Origin of the sequence: Uruburuella suis (assembly GCF_004341385.1) — a bacterium.
Lineage (GTDB): Bacteria > Pseudomonadota > Gammaproteobacteria > Burkholderiales > Neisseriaceae > Neisseria > Neisseria suis.
Map to the genome: position 1 here is coordinate 54067 of NZ_SLXE01000013.1, position 20131 is coordinate 74197.

The 20131-nt window shown below is 56.5% G+C and carries 13 protein-coding genes; 6 read left to right on the forward strand and 7 right to left on the reverse strand.

Translation table 11 applies throughout. The features are described 5' to 3' along the window. Positions 1–15 precede the first annotated feature (15 nt). Positions 16–1770 (reverse strand): ShlB/FhaC/HecB family hemolysin secretion/activation protein, encoded by a 1755-nt coding sequence (locus tag EV680_RS06145; RefSeq protein WP_132953865.1) that lies wholly within the window; start codon positions 1768–1770, stop codon positions 16–18. 142 nt (positions 1771–1912) lie between these two features. Further along, positions 1913–3691 (reverse strand): BCCT family transporter, encoded by a 1779-nt coding sequence (locus EV680_RS06150; RefSeq protein WP_243650344.1) that lies wholly within the window; start codon positions 3689–3691, stop codon positions 1913–1915. 267 nt (positions 3692–3958) lie between these two features. On the opposite strand from EV680_RS06150, the gene EV680_RS06155 reads away from it, so the two are divergent. Beyond that, on the forward strand, positions 3959–4903 hold the full coding sequence (locus EV680_RS06155) for a LysR family transcriptional regulator (protein ID WP_132953866.1): 945 nt from the start codon (positions 3959–3961) through the stop codon (positions 4901–4903). 155 nt (positions 4904–5058) lie between these two features. Here the strand turns inward: EV680_RS06155 and ftsY are convergent, their stop codons facing one another. After that, on the reverse strand, positions 5059–6699 hold the full coding sequence (gene ftsY / locus EV680_RS06160) for a signal recognition particle-docking protein FtsY (RefSeq protein ID WP_132953867.1): 1641 nt from the start codon (positions 6697–6699) through the stop codon (positions 5059–5061). Between the two features lie 167 nt (positions 6700–6866). Between ftsY and EV680_RS06165 the strand changes: the two genes are divergently transcribed. Next, positions 6867–8168, forward strand: coding sequence for a M16 family metallopeptidase (locus tag EV680_RS06165; RefSeq protein WP_132953868.1), 1302 nt, complete (start codon positions 6867–6869; stop codon positions 8166–8168). An 84-nt stretch (positions 8169–8252) separates the two neighbouring features. Further along, the gene (locus tag EV680_RS06170; protein ID WP_132953869.1) at positions 8253–9596 is read left to right on the forward strand and encodes a M16 family metallopeptidase; all 1344 of its coding nucleotides are present in this window, start codon (positions 8253–8255) and stop codon (positions 9594–9596) included. A 93-nt stretch (positions 9597–9689) separates the two neighbouring features. On the opposite strand, the gene EV680_RS06175 is transcribed toward EV680_RS06170, so the two are convergent. The 3 genes from EV680_RS06175 to EV680_RS06185 all read right to left on the reverse strand — a co-directional run bounded on the left by EV680_RS06175 (position 9690) and on the right by EV680_RS06185 (position 13652). Then, entirely contained in the window at positions 9690–10241 is a 552-nt protein-coding gene (locus EV680_RS06175; protein ID WP_132953870.1) for a porin family protein, read from the reverse strand. A 365-nt stretch (positions 10242–10606) separates the two neighbouring features. Continuing rightward, positions 10607–12433 (reverse strand): trehalase family glycosidase, encoded by a 1827-nt coding sequence (locus EV680_RS06180; RefSeq protein WP_132953871.1) that lies wholly within the window; start codon positions 12431–12433, stop codon positions 10607–10609. Beyond that, entirely contained in the window at positions 12414–13652 is a 1239-nt protein-coding gene (locus tag EV680_RS06185; RefSeq protein WP_132953872.1) for an MFS transporter, read from the reverse strand. The genes EV680_RS06180 and EV680_RS06185 overlap by 20 nt, the downstream gene beginning before the upstream one ends. Positions 13653–13909: 257 nt before the next feature. Between EV680_RS06185 and metG the strand changes: the two genes are divergently transcribed. The 3 genes from metG to pgi all read left to right on the forward strand — a co-directional run bounded on the left by metG (position 13910) and on the right by pgi (position 18699). Then, the gene (metG, locus tag EV680_RS06190; RefSeq protein WP_132953879.1) at positions 13910–15988 is read left to right on the forward strand and encodes a methionine--tRNA ligase; all 2079 of its coding nucleotides are present in this window, start codon (positions 13910–13912) and stop codon (positions 15986–15988) included. Between the two features lie 135 nt (positions 15989–16123). Further along, positions 16124–16681: an oligoribonuclease gene (orn, locus tag EV680_RS06195; protein WP_132953873.1), complete on the forward strand. Its 558-nt coding sequence runs from the start codon at positions 16124–16126 to the stop codon at positions 16679–16681. Between the two features lie 383 nt (positions 16682–17064). Next, positions 17065–18699 (forward strand): glucose-6-phosphate isomerase, encoded by a 1635-nt coding sequence (gene pgi, locus EV680_RS06200; protein WP_132953874.1) that lies wholly within the window; start codon positions 17065–17067, stop codon positions 18697–18699. A gap of 421 nt (positions 18700–19120) precedes the next feature. Here the strand turns inward: pgi and ruvC are convergent, their stop codons facing one another. Then, positions 19121–19666 (reverse strand): crossover junction endodeoxyribonuclease RuvC, encoded by a 546-nt coding sequence (ruvC, locus tag EV680_RS06205; protein ID WP_132953875.1) that lies wholly within the window; start codon positions 19664–19666, stop codon positions 19121–19123. Positions 19667–20131 lie beyond the last annotated feature (465 nt).

Consider the following 20131-nt stretch of genomic DNA (forward strand, 5'->3'; position numbering starts at 1 on the left):
TCAGACGGCCTTGGTTTAAAAGCTGTAGTTGAGGTTAAAGCCGTAAGTAGTGCGCTCGGTTTGAAAATGGGCGGGTTTGCTTAAGGGCTTGCCGATAAACACGTCGTAGCTCAGCAGGCCGCCCAAGGCTTGCGCGCCTTTGAGGCCGATCACGGCGCCGGCCAATTTTTGCGCGGGCAAGCCGCGAGTGCTCAAGCCGGACACGCGGCCGTAATCAAGGCCGAGATAGGCTTGATGCTCGGGCAGATAATGCCAATTGAGGTTATTTTGCCCATACCAGCCGCGCTCGCCACTGAGATTGCGCTCGCCATCAAAGCCGCGCACGGTGTAGCGGCTGCCGATGGCCAAATGGTCTTGCGACACCAAGGGTGATTTGTTCCATTGGGCGAATATTTCGCCATCGTAAGAAAAATAATGGCGGCCGATTTGAAACGGCACAGCCGCACCCAGCGTGGCATGGATGATTTTCATGCGCGAAGTGCCGGGAATGATGTCGTTTTCTTCGTTGAACTCTTCCGGCGCTTTAAGGCTGCCGCGCATGCCGGTGCCGCGCTTGTAGGCCAAGCTGCCGTAAAGGCTGCCCCAGCCGAGCTGCGCCCGATGGTCGATATCGGCCGCCCAGCCGGCGGTGCGGCGGCGCTGCACTTCGATTTCATTGTTATCGTAGTATTTTTGGCTTTGCTGCTGCCACAGCTTGGCGCCAAGCGTGGTTTTGTGGCGCGCATTGCGAAACACTACCCTGCTCGCGCTGATGTTGCTGTGATGGCTTTTGCCGTTGTAATCGAGGTTGGTGTGGATGCCTTCCACAGCTTCGTGATAGCGGTAGCCGTTGTGGTTCCATGCAAAAAGCCAATGGCCGACCGGCACGGAATAATGCAGGCTGTAGCCGCGGGTGCCGCTGCCGGTGGTGATGCCTTCGGCATCGGTGTAGGACGCTTTATGGCCTAAATCATGGCTGTAGCTGGCGTAAAACAAATCGCTCAAGCCCAAAGGATTATCAAGCGAAAGCGCCAGGCTACCCTGATATTTGCCGGTGGTTTTGCTGCCGGCATCGTTTGCATTGATGTTGAAACGCAGCGGCCGCGGCTGCTGCCAGCTCACCACAATATCGCTCTGCCCTTCCATTTCACCCGGCTCAATGCGGATATCGGCGGCCACGCTGGGCAGGCGGCGCAGGTTTTCCAAGCCCTGCTCTAAATCGCGCAGATTCAGAATATCGCCGCTTTGGTTGGGAAATTTATTGGCAAAGGCGGAAATGCGGCCAACGCTGGCGGCATCGCCCTGATTTTCTTCGTAGCGTATGCTGCCGAGCCGACCCGGCTCTACGCTGAGTTTCAGACGGCCTGAAGCCAAATCTTGCGGCGCGATATACACTTGGCTGGTGAGAAAGCCCTTGGCAATGGCGATGTTTTGCGCCAGCGTTTGCAAATGTTGCAGGCGCTTGCTGCCCAAACACATGCCTGGGATGAAGCCGGATTGCTTCACCAGCGTGGGCACAATAAAGGCGAATTCGTCGGGCGCATCATTGAGGGTAATTTCCTGCACCGCCATACACGGGCTTTCGGGTGCGCCTAATTTGAACGGGGCGCGAGCCGGCAAATCGCCGCCCAAGCGCACGTCAACATCAGGAATCAAGCGATTGTCGAGCTGCTGCTGGCGCTGCTGGTTGCGGTTGAATTCGGTGTCGGCGTCGTTGGCCGATGCGGCATGAGGATAGACAAGAAACGTAAAAACAGCAGCGTATTTGATTACATTTGTTATTAAGTGCATTGATATTTGCAATATTTGTATGAATATGTAAATATGAATTTTACATTAATATGAAAATACATGACAAATATTTTGATTGGCTGCACATGCAAAGAGGCCGTCTGAAAGCTTTCAGACGGCCTCTTTGCATGCTTATCCCCGCTTATGGCTCGCGGCTGTTTTCTTCTTCCTGCTGGCGCTGCTCTTCATATTGCGCCTGCTGCGCCAGCACCGAGCCTTCGGGCGCTTCTGAGGTTTCGCCCTGCTCCCACGGAGCGCTTTCGGGCAGGGCTTCGATGTGGATGGTTTTGAGCGAATAATCGGGCTGATAGTGCAAATCGTATTTCGCGGCTTTGATGGTGGAGAGCATAATCAGGCTCATAATCAGCAAGAGTGGCGCGCCGGCGAAAATCGAGGCCGTCTGAAGGGTGGAGAGGCCGCCGATAAACATCAGCGCGGCGGGCATCAGGCAAAGGGTGAATGCCCAGAATAGGCGGTTCCAGCGGTGCGGCTCGTCGTCCACTTCGTGCTGCACCACCGAGGCGAGAATATAGGAGATGCTGTCGAAAGTGGTGGCGGTAAAAATCACAGCAAGCAAGGTAAACACGGCAATCACGAGCTTGGCCATCGGCAGGGTGCCCAGTATGGCGAATATGGTGGCGGTGGGGCTTTGTGTGTTTAAGATATTCACCACATCAAGCGCGCCGCTGAGTTGCAGATAAAGGCCGTAGTTGCCCAGCACAATGAAAAACGCGGCACAGCCGAGCGAGCCGAAAAAGATGGCACCCACGGCCATTTGGCGGATGGTGCGGCCTTTGGAGATTTTGGCGATAAATAAGCCGATGGTGGGCGCAAACACGAGCCACCACGCCCAGTAAAACACGGTCCAGTCTTGCGGGAAATGCGTGCGCTTGAAGCCGTGTTGCTCGAATTGGCCGAAGGCTTCCGTCCAAGTCATCATGCGCACCATTTCGGTCACGGAGCGGCCGATGCTCTCGAGGCCGGTGTTGAGAATAAACACGGTGGGGCCGGCCAGCAGCACGAAAATCAAAAAAGCCATGGCCAGATAAAAATTGATGTTGGATAAAAATTGAATGCCGTTTTTCAAGCCTTGATAGGCGCTGTAGGCAAAAATCATGGTGGTGAGCAGCAACACGCCCAGCTGCATGGAAAGGCTGTTGGGCGTGCCCAATAATTCATATAAGCCCTCGGTGATCATCGGCGAAGCCAAGCCCAGCGTGGTGGCGCCGCCGCCTATCATGCCGAACACGAAAAACACATCCACAAGCTTGCCCCAATTGCTGCGGGTGAATTTTTCACCGAAAAGCGGCATCAGGCTTTGGCTCACTTTGAGCACGGGCGAATTGCGCACATGGGCGAAATAGGCAATCGACACCGCCGGCACCAAATAAATCGCCCAGGCCACCGGCCCCCAGTGAAACAGGCCGTAAGTGGAGGCCCAGCGCACCGCATCGGGCGAGCCTGCCGCAATGCCGAAAGGCGGCCCCTGATAATAATAAGCCCATTCCAACACGCCCCAATAAAGAATGCTCGCGCCGATGCCGCCGCAAAACATCATCGCCGCCCACGAGCCGGTTTTGAATTCCACCTCGTCGGCCGGCTTGCCCAGCTTGATGTTGCCGATATCGGAAGCCGCGATATACACCACAAACACCACCGCCAACACGCCGAAAGCCAGATAAGCGCCGCCGAAAGTGTTGGTCACAAAAGCCTTGGTGTGCGCCACCCAATCGGCGCCCTGCTCGGGAAAAAGCACCAGCGGCAGGGTAACGCCGAGCAAAATCAGCAACACGCCGAAAAAAGTGAATTTGTCGATGCGCGTGTCGGGCGTGGCCGAGGCGCGCGGCTGGAAATTTTTATCCGCATCAAACATGCCCAAATGGCGGTAAGAAGCGGCTCGAGTGGCCGGCTTGTATTGCAAAGCGGTCTTTTTGGGATTTTGGGGCTGATGAACAGACAATGTTGGCTCCTTAGTTGGTTATTCGTGAGTGTCATGTCGGTTTTCAAATGCAAAACAAAAAATAGAGAATAATGAATCACATATCAAATAAATGAAAACGGCTCATTATAACATATTAACAATACATTGATTTATAAACAGATTTCCAAAGAGGCCGTCTGAAAGCCTAGGCGCGCCCCACGCAAATCGCTATAATGAACGAAATTCATAATCACACACAAATCATTCATGGAATCCATCATCGAATTGCGCCACCTCAAAACCCTGCTGGCGCTGGAAGAAACCGGCACCGTGTCGCAGGCCGCCAAGCGCGTGTTTCTCACCCAATCGGCTTTGTCGCACCAAATCCGCGCGCTCGAAAATTATTACGAAACGCCGCTTTTCGAGCGCAAATCCAGCCCGCTGCGTTTCACCCCCGCCGGCGAGCGCCTGCTGCAACTGGCGCGCGACCTGATGCCGCAAGTGGTGGCCGCCGAGCGCGACATGGCGCAGATTATCGAGGGCGAAGCGGGCGAATTGCGGCTGGCCGTGGAATGCCACACCTGCTTCGATTGGCTGATGCCGGCCATGGGCGTGTTCCGCCCGCTGTGGCCGCAAGTGGAGCTCGATATCGTGTCGGGCTTTCAGGCCGACCCGGTGGGCTTGTTGCTCAGCCACCGCGCCGATTTGGCCATTGTGTCTGAAGCCGTGCCGCAAACCGGTATCATTTATCAGCCGCTGTTTGCTTATGAAATGGTGGGCATTTGCGCCAAAGACCACCCCTTGGCCGGCAAAGCCGTGTGGCAGGCCGAAGATTTTACCGATGAAACCCTGATTACCTATCCCGTGCCCGACGATATGCTCGATTTGCTGCGCAAAGTGCTGCTGCCGGCGGGCATCAACCCGCCGCGCCGCCACAGCGAGCTCACCATCGCCATCATCCAGCTTGTGGCCAGCCGCCGCGGCATTGCCGCACTGCCTTATTGGACGGTGATGCCTTATCTCGAAAAAGATTATGTGATTTCCCGCCCCATCACCTCAAACGGCCTGCAAAGCGAGCTCTACGCCGCCATGCGCGCCGAAGATGCCGGCAAAAGCTATCTCGACAACTTCTGCCAAATCGTGCGCGAGCGCGGCTTTGCCGATTTGCCGGGCTTGAGCGTGCTGAATATGCAGCCGGATAAAAAAGCCTGAGTCGGATAAATAACCAACAGGCCGTCTGAAAACGTTCAGACGGCCTGAGCTTTTTGCAACATGCTGCTATAAGTTATACCATTTCCTGATTACGATGTTTTAAAAAAGCGTAATCGTTCACACGATTACGCTTTTGCAGCCACATAAGCCGCCCATCAATCCAACAACGCATCCACAAACGCGCGTGCGTCAAACGGGCGCAAGTCGTCGATTTTTTCGCCCACGCCGATATAGCGCACGGGAATCGGGCGGCTGGAAGCGAGCGCGGCGAGTACGCCGCCTTTGGCGGTGCCGTCGAGCTTGGTGACAATCAGGCCGGTGAGGCCGAGTGCGTCATCGAAGGCCACCACTTGGTTGACGGCGTTTTGGCCGATATTGGCATCGAGCACCACAATGATTTCATGCGGCGCGTCGGGCAGTGATTTTTGCAGCACGCGCTTCACTTTTTTGATTTCTTCCATCAGGTGAAGCTGCGTGGGCAGGCGGCCGGCGGTGTCGGCCAGCACAATATCGATGCCGCGCGCTTTGGCCGCTTCCACCGCATCGAAGCACACGGCGGCCGAATCGCCCGAGGCTTGCGAAATCACGGTCACGTTGTTGCGCGCACCCCATTCCTGCAATTGCTCGCGCGCAGCGGCGCGGAAGGTGTCGCCCGCGGCCAGCAGCACCGACTTGCCTTGGCTTTGGAAATATTTGGCCAATTTGCCGATAGAGGTGGTTTTGCCCGCGCCGTTGATGCCGGCGAGCATAATCACAAACGGCTCCTTGCGTGCGGGAATCTCCAGCGGCTGCTCCAAGGGCTTGATGAGCTCGTAAATGGCATCTTTGAGCGCGCCGCGCAATTCGTTGCCGTCTTTAAGGCCTTTGAGGCTCACGCGTTTGCGCACGTCTTTCATCAGATAATCGGTGGCTTCGATGCCCATATCGCTGGTGATCAGCACGGTTTCGAGCTCTTCATACAAATCTTCGTCGATTTGGCCGCCGCCAAACACGCCGGCCAGCGATTTGGCCATTTGGTCGCGCGATTTGGTGAGGCCTTGTTTGAGGCGCGCCGCCCAGCCGGGTTTGGCCGGCTCTTCGGCAGCGGCTTGCTCGGCTGCGGCCGCTGCGGCGGCAACCGGCACGGCGGCGGCCACGGTGGCGATGCTGTCGGCCTGTTTGAGCGCATCGGCTGCGGCATGGCCGCTCAATTCGGCAGGCGCGGCTTCGGGCGCGGGCTGCGGCACATGAATTCTGCCCACCGGCGCTTCGGGGTCGAACTGCTCGGGCAGCTTGTCGCTGCCCCCCACCACATCGGCCACCAATTGGCTCACAGGGTGGCCGGCGGCATCTTCGGCCACGGCTTCGCGGGCATGTTCGCTCAAAGGCTGCGGCTGCTCGAATTCGGCCACGGCCACGGAAATATGGCCGGGCTCGGTGTGTATGTCCACATACGGGGCAATGGCCGGCGTGGCTTCGGTTTCAGACGGCCTCTCGGTCGTTTCGGGGGCGGCTTCGGTCGCATCCGGCGCCAAGGTTTCGGCCGGATGGGATTCGGAGTGGGCGATGTCGTGGGCAAAGCGGCTCAACGGATGCGTGGCGGCATCGGCGGCCACGGTTTCGCGCGCGTGCTCGCTCAAAGGCTGCGGCTGCTCGAATTCGGCCACTGTCACGGGAATGTGGCCGGGCTCGGTGTGCGTGTGCTCGGGCGCTGTAATGGCAGGTGCGGATTCGGCCGTTTCAACCGGCTGGGCGTTTTGCTCGGGCGCGGTTTCGGGCGTTTCCGGTTTTTTCTTGCGTTTGAAAAAGCTGAACATGGTTTTCCTTCGGATTGGGCGGAAGAAGATAAAATAGGTTTGGCGGTATTGTAGCTTATTTTGGCCGGGCAAGGCCGCTTGAATCATGATGAAGCGTTTTCAGACGGCCTTGTTTATCAAGCGCATAAAAGCTACCATGTGCACGTTTATTGTGAAAGGATTCGGCCATGTGGAGCCGCATTTTATTGATTTTTTCCCTGGCCGCCGCGCTGCCCGCGTGGGCGCAAACGCTGGCTGAAACCCTGCCCAACGGCATGAAAGTGATTGTGAAAGAAGATGCGCGCGCGCCGGTGGCGGTGGCACAGCTTTGGTATCGGGTGGGCAGCGCCGATGAGGTGGCCGGCAAAACGGGCTTGAGCCACGCGCTCGAGCACATGATGTTTAAAGGCACGCCCTCGGTGCCTTCGGGCGAATTCAGCCGCCGCGTGTCGGCTTTGGGCGGGCAGAACAATGCCTACACCAACCGCCACGAAACCGTGTATTTCGAAACCGTGGCCGCGGCCAATTTGCCCGAAGTGTTGAAAATGGAGGCCGACCGCATGGCCAACCTCAATTTCAGCAATCAAGATTTTGCCAACGAAATGAGCGTAATCCGCGAAGAGCGCCGCCAGCGCACGGAAGACAGCCCCGGCGGCAAATTATGGGAGCAGCTTTATCTGAGCAGCTTTCAAACCGATGCCAACAGAGCGCCGATTATCGGCTATATGGCCGATTTGCACGCACTCAAAGCGGCGGATTTGCGCCGCTGGTATCGGCGCTGGTATGCGCCCAACAATGCCGTGCTCGTGATTGTGGGCGATGTGGATGCGGCGCAAACGCTGCGCACGGTGCAGCAATTATTCGGCCCGATTCAAGCGCGCGCGTTGCCTGAGCGCCAAAATCTGGCCGAGCCGCAAGTGCGCGCACCGGCACGCGCCGAAACCCGCGCCGTGACCCACCAGCCCCTGCTCGCGCTCGGCTATCGCGTGCCTACTTTGGAAAAGCTCGACGACACGCTGCCTTATGCGCTTGATGTGTTGGCCGATATTCTGAGCGGCAACAGCGCCAGCCGCCTCGATAAAAATTTGGTGCGCGGCAAAGAAGCGGCGCTGGATGTGGGCGCAAGCTATGATATGTTCAGCCGCGGCCCGGCTTTGTTTACGCTGGTGGCCATGCCTGCCGACCGCACCGATGTGGCTCAATTGCAAAAGCTGCTGGAAGCGGAAATTGCCGATATTGCCCGCCACGGCATCAGCAATGAAGAGCTTGCCCGCGTACACACGCGCATGGCCGCTTCGGAAATCTACGCCCGCGATTCGATGAGCGCGCAAGCCTCGCTGATGGGGCAGCTGCAAACGCGCGGCTTCAGCTATCGCGATGAGGCCGAATTGCGCCGCCGCCTGCAAAGCGTAGATGCCGCGCAAGTGCAGGCCGCCGCGCGCCTGCTCACACCCGAGCGCCAAACCGTGGTGGTGGTGCAGCCCGAATAAAGCAGGCCGTCTGAAAACGTTCAGACGGCCTCAAGCCATTTAAAAATCAATATGTTAAAAATTAATCTTGAAAGCATTTCTGCCATGCATCTTTCTCTTTCCCGCAGCCTTTTGGTGCTGGCCTGCGCCGCTCTGCCGTTCAGCGCCCACGCCGTCGATATCCAGCGCTGGCACACCGCCGAGGGCACGCAAGTGCTACTGGTGGCACGCCACGACAACCCGATTGTCGATGTGCAAATCAGCTTTAAAGGCGCGGGCGCGGCCTTTAACCCGCCGGGCAAAGGTGAAGTGGCCGACTTCACCGCCGCCATACTCACCGATGGCACGCGCACGCTGGATGAAGAAGCGTTTAACGCGCGCGCCAACGATTTGGCCGCCGACATCGGCAGCAGCAGCAGCGACGAGGGCGCCAGCATCCGCCTGCGCAGCCTGAGCCGCGCCGAGGTGTTGCAACCCGCGCTGAAATTGGTGAATCAGTCGCTCACCGAGCCGCGTTTTGATGCCGAAGTGTTCCGCCGCCGCCAAAACCAAAGCGTTACCGCCTTGCAGCAAAACGAAACAGACCCCGCTTTTGTGGCCGACCGCGCCGCCACGCTTTTAGATTACCCCGACCACCCCTACGGCAGCAGCGCCCGCACGAGCGAGCAGAGCCTGCGCGCGGTAACGCTGGCCGACATACGCGCCTTCCACCGCAGTCGCTACGGTAAAAACAATGCCATCGTGGCGGTGGTGGGCGACATCGACCGTCGCCAAACCGAAGCCTTGGTTCAAACCGTGCTCGCCGGCCTGCCGGCAAAAAGCAGCCGCAGCGCCGCCGTGCCGCCTGTGCCCGAGCGCAACGCCCAACGGCGTGATATTCCTTTTGCCGCCGAGCAGGCGCAAATCGTGATGAGCATGCCGCTTATCCGCCGTGACGACCCCGATTATTATGCGCTGGTGGTGGGCAACTACATTCTCGGCAGCGGCGGCTTCGACGGCCGCCTGATGAAAACCCTGCGCGATCAATACGGCTACACCTACGGCGCCTACAGCAACCTCGCGCCCGCCACCGAAGCCGGCGCCTTCAGCATTGCCTTCAGCACTCAAAAAACCAACGCCGCCCCGGCATTGGCCGCCGCGCAAAAAGTGCTGGCCGACTTTGTGGCCGAAGGCCCCACCGAAGCCGAATTGCAGCAAGCCAAAAGCAATTTGGTCGGCGCCTTTCCCCTGCGCTTCGACACCAACGCCAAATTGCTGCAATACCTGAGCCTGATCGGCTTTTACAACCTGCCCGACGATTATCTCGAAGCCTATCCCAAAGCCGTGGCCGCCATAAGCAGCGCCCAAATCAAAGCCGCTTGGCAGCGGCGCGTGCAGCCGCAAAACATGAATATCGTGGTGGTGGGCGCGGATGCGCCGAAAAATACCGCTGCCCAGTCTAAAAAATAAGTTTCTTTGAGAATGGGTATTTGCGTTACAAGCATAACAAACAGGCCGTCTGAAAGCTTTTCAGACGGCCTCGTTTGTTATGCTTGAAATGTATTAAAAGCGATAGCCCACGGTGGCCATAAAGGCATTATTGGTGGCTTTGTCGCCGCTTTTTTTATAGCGCACCTGCTCCCATTCGCCGCCCACTTCCACATTGGGGGTGACGGCATATTTGGCGCCGAGGCCGTAGCCCAGGCCGTTCATGCCTTGCGCATCGCCACGGGGGTTTTCAAAGCGGCCGTAGTGGTAGCCGACTTTGCCGTAGAGCATGGCATCGCTGGTCACGCGGTAGCCTTGGATATACGAAGCGGATAAATCGTATTTCTGCTTGGCATTGCCATCGGCATTGCTGCCCAAGGTGCGGCTCAAGGGCTTATAGGCCACTTCACCACCGCCAATCCAATTGCTGCCGTAATCCACATTATAGCTGCCGCGAATGGCGATATCGGCTTTGCTTTTTTTGTCGAGATTGCTGTTTTTGATGTCGGTTTTGCTCACGCCTGCGCCCAATTCAACGGCGGGGCCGGTAAACGTGGTGCTCATCGGCGCGGCCACGGCGCCGGCGGTGGCACCCAAGGCCAAAACGGTTAATAACGCTTTTTTCATGATAGGGCTCCTGTTGGAATAAAAAGGGGTGGCAGCCGGCAAGGCCGCCGTGCGCTGCACAGTATCGTGGCGGATAGACTGCCGCACAAGTGCCGAGTTGCCGGTATTACCTGATTTGGCGCGGGCTTTACGTTTGTAATTTACGTGATTATTGTGATTATGATTGCTTTGAAATTATTTCAGACGGCCTCTGTTTGCATCTGGCTCAAACGCAACGCCTTGGCCGCACAATAAAAACCGCCGTCCGGCAAACGGGCGGCGGTACGGTGAAACGTTCAGACGGCCTCAACACAGGTTATGCCATTCAAAAAGTCGGCTTACAAGGCGGCGGGCCAACGCAGTAAGGTTGCTTTCGGGGACGGGTATTATGCGTCCACTTCATCGGCCAAGCGGTTTAGCACTTGCTTTTGCGCCTCGCTCAAATAATGCTGGCCGAGCAGAAACGAAGCGTTGGTCCAGCCGAAGCCACCGGCAGGCACATATTCGAATGCCGCGCCCACATTGCCATATTCCGCGTCCACTTTGTGCGAGGCTTTTTGCACATTGAATTTTTCGGTAATCAGGCCGTTGTATTCCACCGTGGCGCGCACCAGCATTTTCAGCCAAGCAAATGCGGCTTCGGCGGCTTCATCGGCAAAGCCGTAGCGTTGCAGACCTTCCCAAATCAGGATTTGGTGCGGCGCCCAGCCGTATGGGCCGTCCCATTGGCGCTCGGGGCCGGGCGCATCGCTGCACACTTGTGCCGACATGATGCCGCCCACCTGCAAAAGCTGCGGCAATTGCGTGCGCACCAATTTTTCGGCCTGTGCCGGCGTGCAGCAGCCTGCCCACAAAGGCAAGAGATTGGTGGCCGATAAAAAGGGTTGCGGCGTGCCTTTGACGGTGTTGAAATCGTAAAACGTGCCCTCGGCTTCGTGCCACAAATAGTCATTCATCAGCGCTTGGCGCTTGGCCGCCTGCGCGCGCCAATAGTCGGCGCTGTAGCTTTTGCCCTGATAATCGAAGCGGCCGCCGAAATATTGGTCGGTGAGCGCGGCCAGGTCGGTTTCCACGCGGTAAAGAATGCTGTTTACATCTACACAGGCCAAATCGGCGCACACATCGTCAAAGCGGGTGGTGGTGTCGTGGCCGCTTTCGCGCATACTGCGGTCGTGCACGAAATAGCGGTCGAGCGCCGGCTCGATGATTTTGCCTTCGTCGTAAAGGCGCTCGAATTCGCGCACAGGCAGGCCATGCTTGTCGGCATATTTTTGCAGCTCGAAATCGAAATGGCCGGGCTCGGTTTCTTTCGGGCGGCCGTGTCCTTCGCCGAAATAGCGGTTCAGCCCGATTTCGGTGAGGCGGGTGGCCGGGTTCATCCACACGTTTTCATATTCGGCAATCGCAATGCCCATATGCTCAGCCAGCCATTCGGGCGACACGCGTTCGCCGCAAGCGGCCATAAAGGCGGCCAGATAAGGCGTGTAGAAAGGCGGCTGCGAGCGGGTGAGGTAATAGCTGCGGTTGGCGTTGAGCATTTTGCCGTAATACTTGATTTGATAAGCCATGTTTTCCAACATGCCTTGCGCCAATTCGTATTCGCCGTGCTCAAGCAAGCCCAGCGCGATGAAATAGCTGTCCCAGCCATACATTTCGTTGAAGCGCCCGCCCGGCACCACATAAGGGCGCGGTTTGCCGCTTTGGGCATCGTATTTCAAGGCCAACAGGCCGGGCTTGTATTCGATGCTTTTCAGGTATTCATCGGATAAAGGCGGCGCGGGCAGCGGGATGATTTCGATATTCGGGTGCGCCGCGCAGATGCGGCGGTAATATTCGAGGCCGTCTGAATCGGCTTCGGGCACATATAAATAGCCTCTGTCGCTGGCGCGTTTTTCGTCAAACAACACCGCCAGCACATTATCCGCATCCATGCGGCGGGTGAGCGTGCGCCAATAATGGGTGCGCATCAGGTAATCGATGCGCTCAAGCGGCGGCAGGGTGATTTTTTCAGGGTCGATTTCACCCTCGCCCAGCCAGATTTCCTGCAATAAATTGGCCAGGTGATAAGTGCCGCGCGCCTCCAGCGCATCGCCGTTTGCAGCGCGCACGGTGAAATGCTTGGGTCCTTTATCTTCCACGGTGATGGTTTTGCTGCCGGTGGTGTCTTCCTGCGCGAGCAGGGCGGCTAATACTTCAGGCTTGTTGATGTGCATTTTCGTAGTCCTTAATGAATTTGTTGAGCAGCCACAGGGCAATAATCAAAAGGCTGATGGGGATAATCATAAAATAAAATGCTTTCGCGCCGCCCACATGCTCAAACAGCATGCCGATGATGCGCGAGCCGAGCGTGCCGCCCAGCGCCGAGAAAATCACAATCAGGCCGGTCATGGCGCTGTGCATTTTTTGCGGCAAGGCCGAGAGCGTGGCCGAAGCAATCAGCGGATACACCGGCGCGATAAAGAGGCCGATTAAGGGAAACACGAAACCGATCATCGGAATATCGCCAAAGCTGTGCACCGGCGCGGCCTGGTAATCGAGTGCGCGCGGCAGCACAAACGCCACAATGCCCATCGCCAGCAGCAAGCAAACCGTGAGCAATTTAGTCCAGTGAAATTTTTTCACCAACTGGCCGGCCAAAAAGCGCCCCGCCGCCAGCGACAAAGCCAAAATGCTGGCCATCTGCACACTCAAAGTGTCGGAAAGCGCGAGCACATGGTGGTTAAACGTGGGCAGCCACGTCATGATGCCTTGCTCCACCATCACAAACAAAAACGCACTCAACACAAAGAAAATCACCAAAGGCAGCGCAATCAGCTTGATCATGCCCATAAAATCTTCGGCGACGCTGCCCTCGCTTTTGGGCACATCCACATCCATTTTGGAAAACAGCAGCAGCAAAAAAGCCAGCGCCACCAGCCCCGCCAGCAAAAGGTAAACGCGCAGCCACGCATCCGGGTTGGCCGCATCGAAAAAGGCCGGGAAAATAAAATAAGCCGAAGCAATACCGATCATGAAAAAGCCCTCGATGGAGCTCATCATGGTGTTGTGCTCTTCCTTGCTGCGGGTGAAAAGGCCGATCATCGAATACACCGACACTTTGATTAAGGCAAACGACACGCCGATGGTGGCAAACAACACCTTGGCGCTGCCGAAGCTATTACCCGTATACATATACAGACAAGCGCCAAACACCAGCGCCAGCCCCAGCAACATGCTGTTTTTATAGCCGAACTTCGGCAAAAACGAAGCCACAAAAAAAGAAACGAAAGCGATGGGCAAATCTTTAAACGCTTCCAGAATGCTGGCCTCGGTTTCGGTAACACCGTAATTGGCCAGCGATTGCTTGATAACGATGCCCACGCTGTTGAGCAATATCGCAAACACAAAATAATTGATAAACAGCGCGGCTTTGATGCCGGTATTTTTGTTCATGGTGAAGGCTCTCTGTTGAGGAATAAATATAAGACGTTTTGTTTTATATGGCTTTTGCCTATCGCGGCAGTCTAACAAATATCCGTCATAAAACCTACGGGCACGCGCAGCTTTCCCGACCTAAATCAAATTCCGGCCGCCCAACGCTTTCAGACGGCCTCTATCTTGTCCAATCCATTTCAAAGAAAGCCGCAAAGGCCGTCTGAAAAACGCTATAATCCACGCCATTGATTTTCATGATTAAAGAACACACCACCATGACACGCAAAATCCTCGTCACCTCCGCGCTGCCCTATGCCAACGGCAGCATCCATCTGGGCCACATGGTCGAACACATCCAAACCGACATCTGGGTGCGCTTTCAAAAAATGCGCGGCCACGAGTGCTATTATTGCTGCGCCGACGACACCCACGGCACGCCCGTGATGCTGGCCGCGCAAAAACAAGGTCTCTCGCCGGAAGACATGATAGCCCAAGTGCGCGAAGCGCATTTGGCCGACTTCACCGGCTTTCACATCGGCTACGACAATTATTACAGCACCCATTCGCCGGAAAACAAAGCCTATTCCGAAAAAATCTACCGCGCCCTCAAAGCCGGCGGCAAAATCGAAGCGCGCACCATCGAGCAGCTTTTCGACCCCGAAAAAAACATGTTTCTGCCCGACCGCTTCGTGAAAGGCGAATGCCCGAAATGCCACGCCAAAGACCAATACGGCGACAACTGCGAAGTGTGCGGCACCACCTATTCGCCCACCGATTTAATCAAGCCCTATTCGGCCATTTCCGGCGCCACACCGGTGCTCAAAGAGAGCGAACATTTCTTCTTCAAGCTTGGCGATTGCATCGATTACCTGCAAGAATGGACGGCCGGCAGCACCACCCTGGCCGATGGCCGCGTGCAGCCGCATTTGCAGCCCGAAGCGCTCAACAAAATGAAAGAATGGCTTGTGCCCGATGAAAACGGCGAAGGCGGCCTGAGCGATTGGGATATTTCGCGCGATGCGCCCTATTTCGGCTTTGAAATTCCCGATGCGCCGGGCAAATATTTTTATGTTTGGCTCGATGCGCCGGTGGGCTATATGGCCTCGTTTAAAAACCTGTGCGACCGTATCGGCATTGATTTTGATGAGTTTTTCAAAGCCGACAGCCAAACCGAGCTGTATCACTTTATTGGCAAAGATATTCTCTATTTCCACGCCCTTTTCTGGCCGGCCATGCTGAAATTTTCCGGCCACCGCGCCCCCACCGGCGTGTTTGCCCACGGCTTTCTCACCGTGGACGGCCAAAAAATGTCGAAATCGCGCGGCACGTTTATCACCGCCGGCTCTTATCTCGAGCAAAAGCTCAACCCCGAATGGATGCGCTACTACATCGCCGCCAAGCTCGGCAGCCGCATCGAAGACATTGATTTAAACCTGCAAGACTTCATCGCTCGCGTGAACAGCGATTTGGTCGGCAAATATGTGAACATCGCCGCGCGCGCATCGGGCTTTATCGCCAAGCGTTTTGAAGGCCGTCTGAAAGATGTTTCACACAGCGCCTTGCTGGCACAACTGGCGGCGCAGAGCGAAACCATCGCCGCCGATTACGAAAACCGCGAATACGCCCGCGCCCTGCGCGACATCATGGCCTTGGCCGATGCGGTGAACGAATATGTGGATGCCAACAAGCCGTGGGATTTGGCCAAACAAGAAGGGCAGGATGCGCGCCTACACGAAGTGTGCAGCGAATTGATTAATGCGTTTAAAACACTGAGCGTGTATCTCGCGCCGGTGCTGCCGCAAGTGGCCGAGCAAGCCGCCGGATTTTTGAATCTGCCGCAACTGACCTGGGCCGATGCCGAAAAACATCTTTCAGACGGCCACAGCATCAACAAATACCAACATTTAATGCAACGCGTGGAGCAACAACAAGTGGATAACTTAATCGAAGCCAACAAACAAAGCATCGCCGCCGCCGAAGCCGCGCCCGCCGCCGACACCTCGAAATTCGCACCCGTGGCCGAGCAGGCAAGCTTCGACGACTTTATGAAAATCGACATGCGCGCGGCCAAAGTGCTCAATTGCGAAGCGGTGGAAGGCAGCACCAAATTGCTCAAATTCGACCTCGATTTCGGCTTTGAACAGCGGGTGATTTTCTCCGGCATCGCCGCTTCCTATCCCAACCCCGCCGAGCTCAACGGCCGCATGGTGATTGCCGTGGCCAACTTCGCCCCACGCAAAATGGCCAAATTCGGCGTGAGCGAAGGCATGATTCTTTCCGCCGCCACGGCCGATGGCAAGCTGAAATTGCTGGATGTGGATGCCGGCGCCGCGCCGGGCGACAAAGTGGGCTGATGCGCAGCGATTGAATGCGCAGCCAAAGGCCGTCTGAAACGTTTTTCAAAGTTTTCAGACGGCCTTTCAAATATCTTTCGCAAAACCCTTATAATATATCTTGATTATTTTTATCCGACACAAAGGCCGTCTGAAATGCCGCAAAACCCCAACAACCTCTGCTGGCTCGATATGGAAATGACCGGGCTCGATCCCGAGCGCGAGCGCATTATCGAAGTGGCGATGATCATCACCGACCCTGATTTAAACGTGCTGGCGCAATCCGAAGTGTATGCCATCCACCAAAGCGATGAAGTGCTCGGCGCCATGGACGAATGGAACACCGCCACCCACGGCCGCACCGGCCTCACCGAGCGCGTGCGCGCATCCAAACACACCGAAGCCGAAGTGGAACAAAAGCTTTTGGCCTTTATGGCCGAATGGGTGCCCGAAAAAGCCACGCCCATGTGCGGCAACACCATTCACCAAGACCGCCGCTTTATGGTGCGCTACATGCCCGCGCTCGAAGCTTATTTCCATTATCGAAATCTTGATGTGTCCACCCTGAAAGAGCTGGCGCGCCGCTGGCATCCGGCCGTGGCCAAAGGCGTGGTCAAACGCGGCTCGCACCAGGCGCTGGACGACATTATGGAAAGCATCGAAGAGATGCGCTATTACCGCACTCATTTCATCAAGCTGCCCGAGGCCGTCTGAAACGCTGCAAGGGCGTTTTATGCCCATTCAAAAAATAAGATACAAACAGGCAGCCCGTAGGTCGGATTTCTTGAATCCGGCCTACGCAGATGGTGTTGTCGAACTGCTTTTATTTGGTAAGCTTATTTTTTGAATCAGATGGCGATAAAGCGGCACATGGCCGGCCGGCGGTTTTGGCGGCCGCCGGGAACCAATCTGCCGTGGCCGCGGCCAAATAAGACTATGCTGAATAGCTGATTGGTCGGTGCTGCATCAAATAATCGCGGATTTACACACAAATTTCATGCAGCCTGCCTATAATGAAAGCAACCGGCCGGCGCAAACACGCCGCCATTTAGCGCAATCCGATAACATGCCGTCTGAAACCACCCACCGATACTGCGATGAATATAAACGAAACCCCCATCTGGCAAGCCCTGCAACAACACCGGCAGCAAACCGCCGCTGTGCACATGCGCACACAGTTTGAACAAAATCCGCAGCGCTTTGCCGAAATGCACGAAACCCTCTACGGCCTCTTGCTCGATTACAGCAAAAACCGCATTGATGCCGCCGCGCTCGATTTGCTCTGCCAATTGGCCGACACCGCCCAAGTGGCCGAGCAGGCGCAGGCCATGCGCCGTGGCGAGCGCATCAACATCAGCGAAAACCGCGCCGTGCTGCACACCGCCCTGCGCCAAAGCGCCGATGCCGAGCCGGTGCTGGTAGACGGCGAAAACGTGTTGCCGCACATCCACCGTGAGCTCGACCGCACGCTCGCTTTTGCCGAAAAGCTGATCAACGGCAGCCACACCGGCGCCACCGGCGAGCGCATCACCGATTTGGTGCACATCGGCATCGGCGGCTCCGATTTGGGCCCGCAAATCGCCACCCAGGCGCTGCACGCCTACCGCAAACAAGTGCGCGTGCATTTCGTGGCCAATGCCGATGACGCCAATATCGCCAAAGTGCTCACCGGCCTGAAAGCCGAAACCACCGTGTTCAGCATTGCCAGCAAATCGTTCGGCACCCCCGAAACCCTGCTCAACGCCCATGCCGCGCGCGAATGGTTCCGCGATCAAGGCCTGCGCGAGGCCGACATCGCCCGCCATTTCGTGGCCATCACCAGCGAAGTGCAGGCTGCGCGCAATTTCGGCATTGCCGCCGACCATATTTTCGCCATGTTTGATTGGGTGGGCGGCCGCTATTCGGTGTGGTCGGCCATCGGCCTGCCGCTGATGGTGGCCATCGGCGAAAAGCATTTCCGCGAATTTCTGCGCGGCGCCCGCGCCATGGACGAGCATTTCTTCACCACACCTTATCGGCGCAATATTCCCGTGCTTTTGGCCTTGATCGGCATTTGGTACAACAACTTTTATCAGGCGCCGGGCTACGCCGTGGTGCCCTACAGCCACAACCTGCGCCGCCTGCCCGCCTATCTGCAACAGCTCGATATGGAGAGCAACGGCAAGCATTGCGGCATCGATGGCGGCTCCGTGGCGCTCGACACCGGCCCGATTGTGTTCGGCGAAGAAGGCGTCAACTGCCAACACGCTTTTTTCCAGCTGCTGCACCAAGGCACGCGGCTGATTCCGAGCGACTTTATCGTGCCGATGCGCACCGCCTATAAGGTCGGCCGCCAACACCGTTTTGTAGTGGCCAATGCCTTTGCCCAGGCCGAAGCCTTTATGCGCGGCAAAACGCTGGCCGAAGCCCGCGCCGAGCTGGCCGATTTGCCCGAAGCCGCGCGCGATGCGCTGGCGCCGCAAAAAGTGTTTCCCGGCAACCAGCCCAGCAACAGCATTTTGATCGACGAGCTCACCCCGTTCAACTTGGGCATGCTCTTAGCGATGTATGAGCACAAAATATTCGTGCAAGGCACGATATGGGGCATCAACCCGTTTGACCAATGGGGTGTGGAATACGGCAAAGTGCTGGCCAAAGCCATCGAGCCCGAGCTCAACCGCGACCAAACCCTGCACCACGACAGCTCCACCAACGGCCTCATCGATTTCTACCGCGCCTGCCAACAGCGCTAAAGCACCTCAAGCCGCACAAAGGCCGTCTGAAAGAAATTTTCAGACGGCCTTTGTGTCTTGCACATACTTGCATTCAGCAGCGCAGAGCATTTTATATCAATCCAAAAAAATAACCTAACTTCGTTGTCTCGCCTTGCCGTACTATAGTGGAATGCATAAAAAAAGTGACACAACGGGTAGGTTGGGTTGAAAACCCAACAAGCCCACAGGCCGTCTGAAACGTTGGGTTTGGCAACCCAACCTACCTGTTATAGCCTGTAGGTCGGATTCTCGAATCCGACACTTGTTCGCAGAACAAGGCACGCACATCGCTTTGGCCGATGGCCAAACGTCGGATTCAAGAATCCGACCTACGCGGATGGTGCTGCCGAACTGCTTTTATTTTGTAAGGTTATTTTTTTGAATGGGTATTAAACAACGCTCACCATTGAAAGCGCCCGCGCTTGATTTTCAGGCCGCCTTGCTGCAATTGCGCGCCTAGGCCGTGGTTGCGCAAGGCGTGGGTGAGCGCCACGGCCAGGCCGTCGGCGGCGTCGGCCTGCGGCGTGCCGGAGAGCGCGAGCATGTGCACCACCATATGCTGCACCTGCTCTTTGGCCGCTTTGCCGCGCCCGACCACAGCCTGCTTCACTTGCAGCGCGGTGTATTCGTGCACCGGCAATTGATGCATCACCAGCGCCGCCATGGCCGCGCCGCGCGCCTGCCCCAGCATCAGCGTGGCCGCCGGGTTGACATTCACAAACACTTGCTCTATGGCGGCTTGCTGCGGCTGATAAGTGCGCACCACTTCATCAAGATGGCGCACAATCACTTCGATGCGCTCGGCCAAAGGCGCGGCAGGCGGGGTTTTGATGCAGCCGGAAGCCACATAAATCTGCTCGCGCCCGCACACATCGATCACGCCGAAGCCGGTAACGCGGCTGCCGGGGTCGATGCCGAGGATGCGGATGGTGTCGGAGTGGCTCATAAAATCAGGTGTTTGGGCAAAATGGGGAAAATCATCAAAGCGGCAACATATAGCGAAATGAATGAAAAACTTATACAAAAATAAGAAATTTAGCATCATGTGCAGGATGTGTGGCACAGCCACGCACGCGGTTTAAACGGCTTCTGCATATGGCTTGCTACATGCGTCTGTATAAGTTTTTCTTTCATTCCACTATAGGGCACCGTTGCCGCCATCATGGTATGGAAAAATATTTTGAGACCTTTGCAAAAGCCAATATAGTGGAATGCAGGAAAAAGTGACACAACGGGTAGGTTGGGTTGAAAACCCAACAAGCTCACAGGCCGTCTGAAACGTTGGGTTTAACAACCCAACCTACCTGTTATAGTGCCTATTGATTCGGCAATTAAATATTGAAATGTTTATGCAGCATACTTCACCTTCGGATCTCTAAAATACGCAGCCACCCGTTGAGGATGGTTCTCC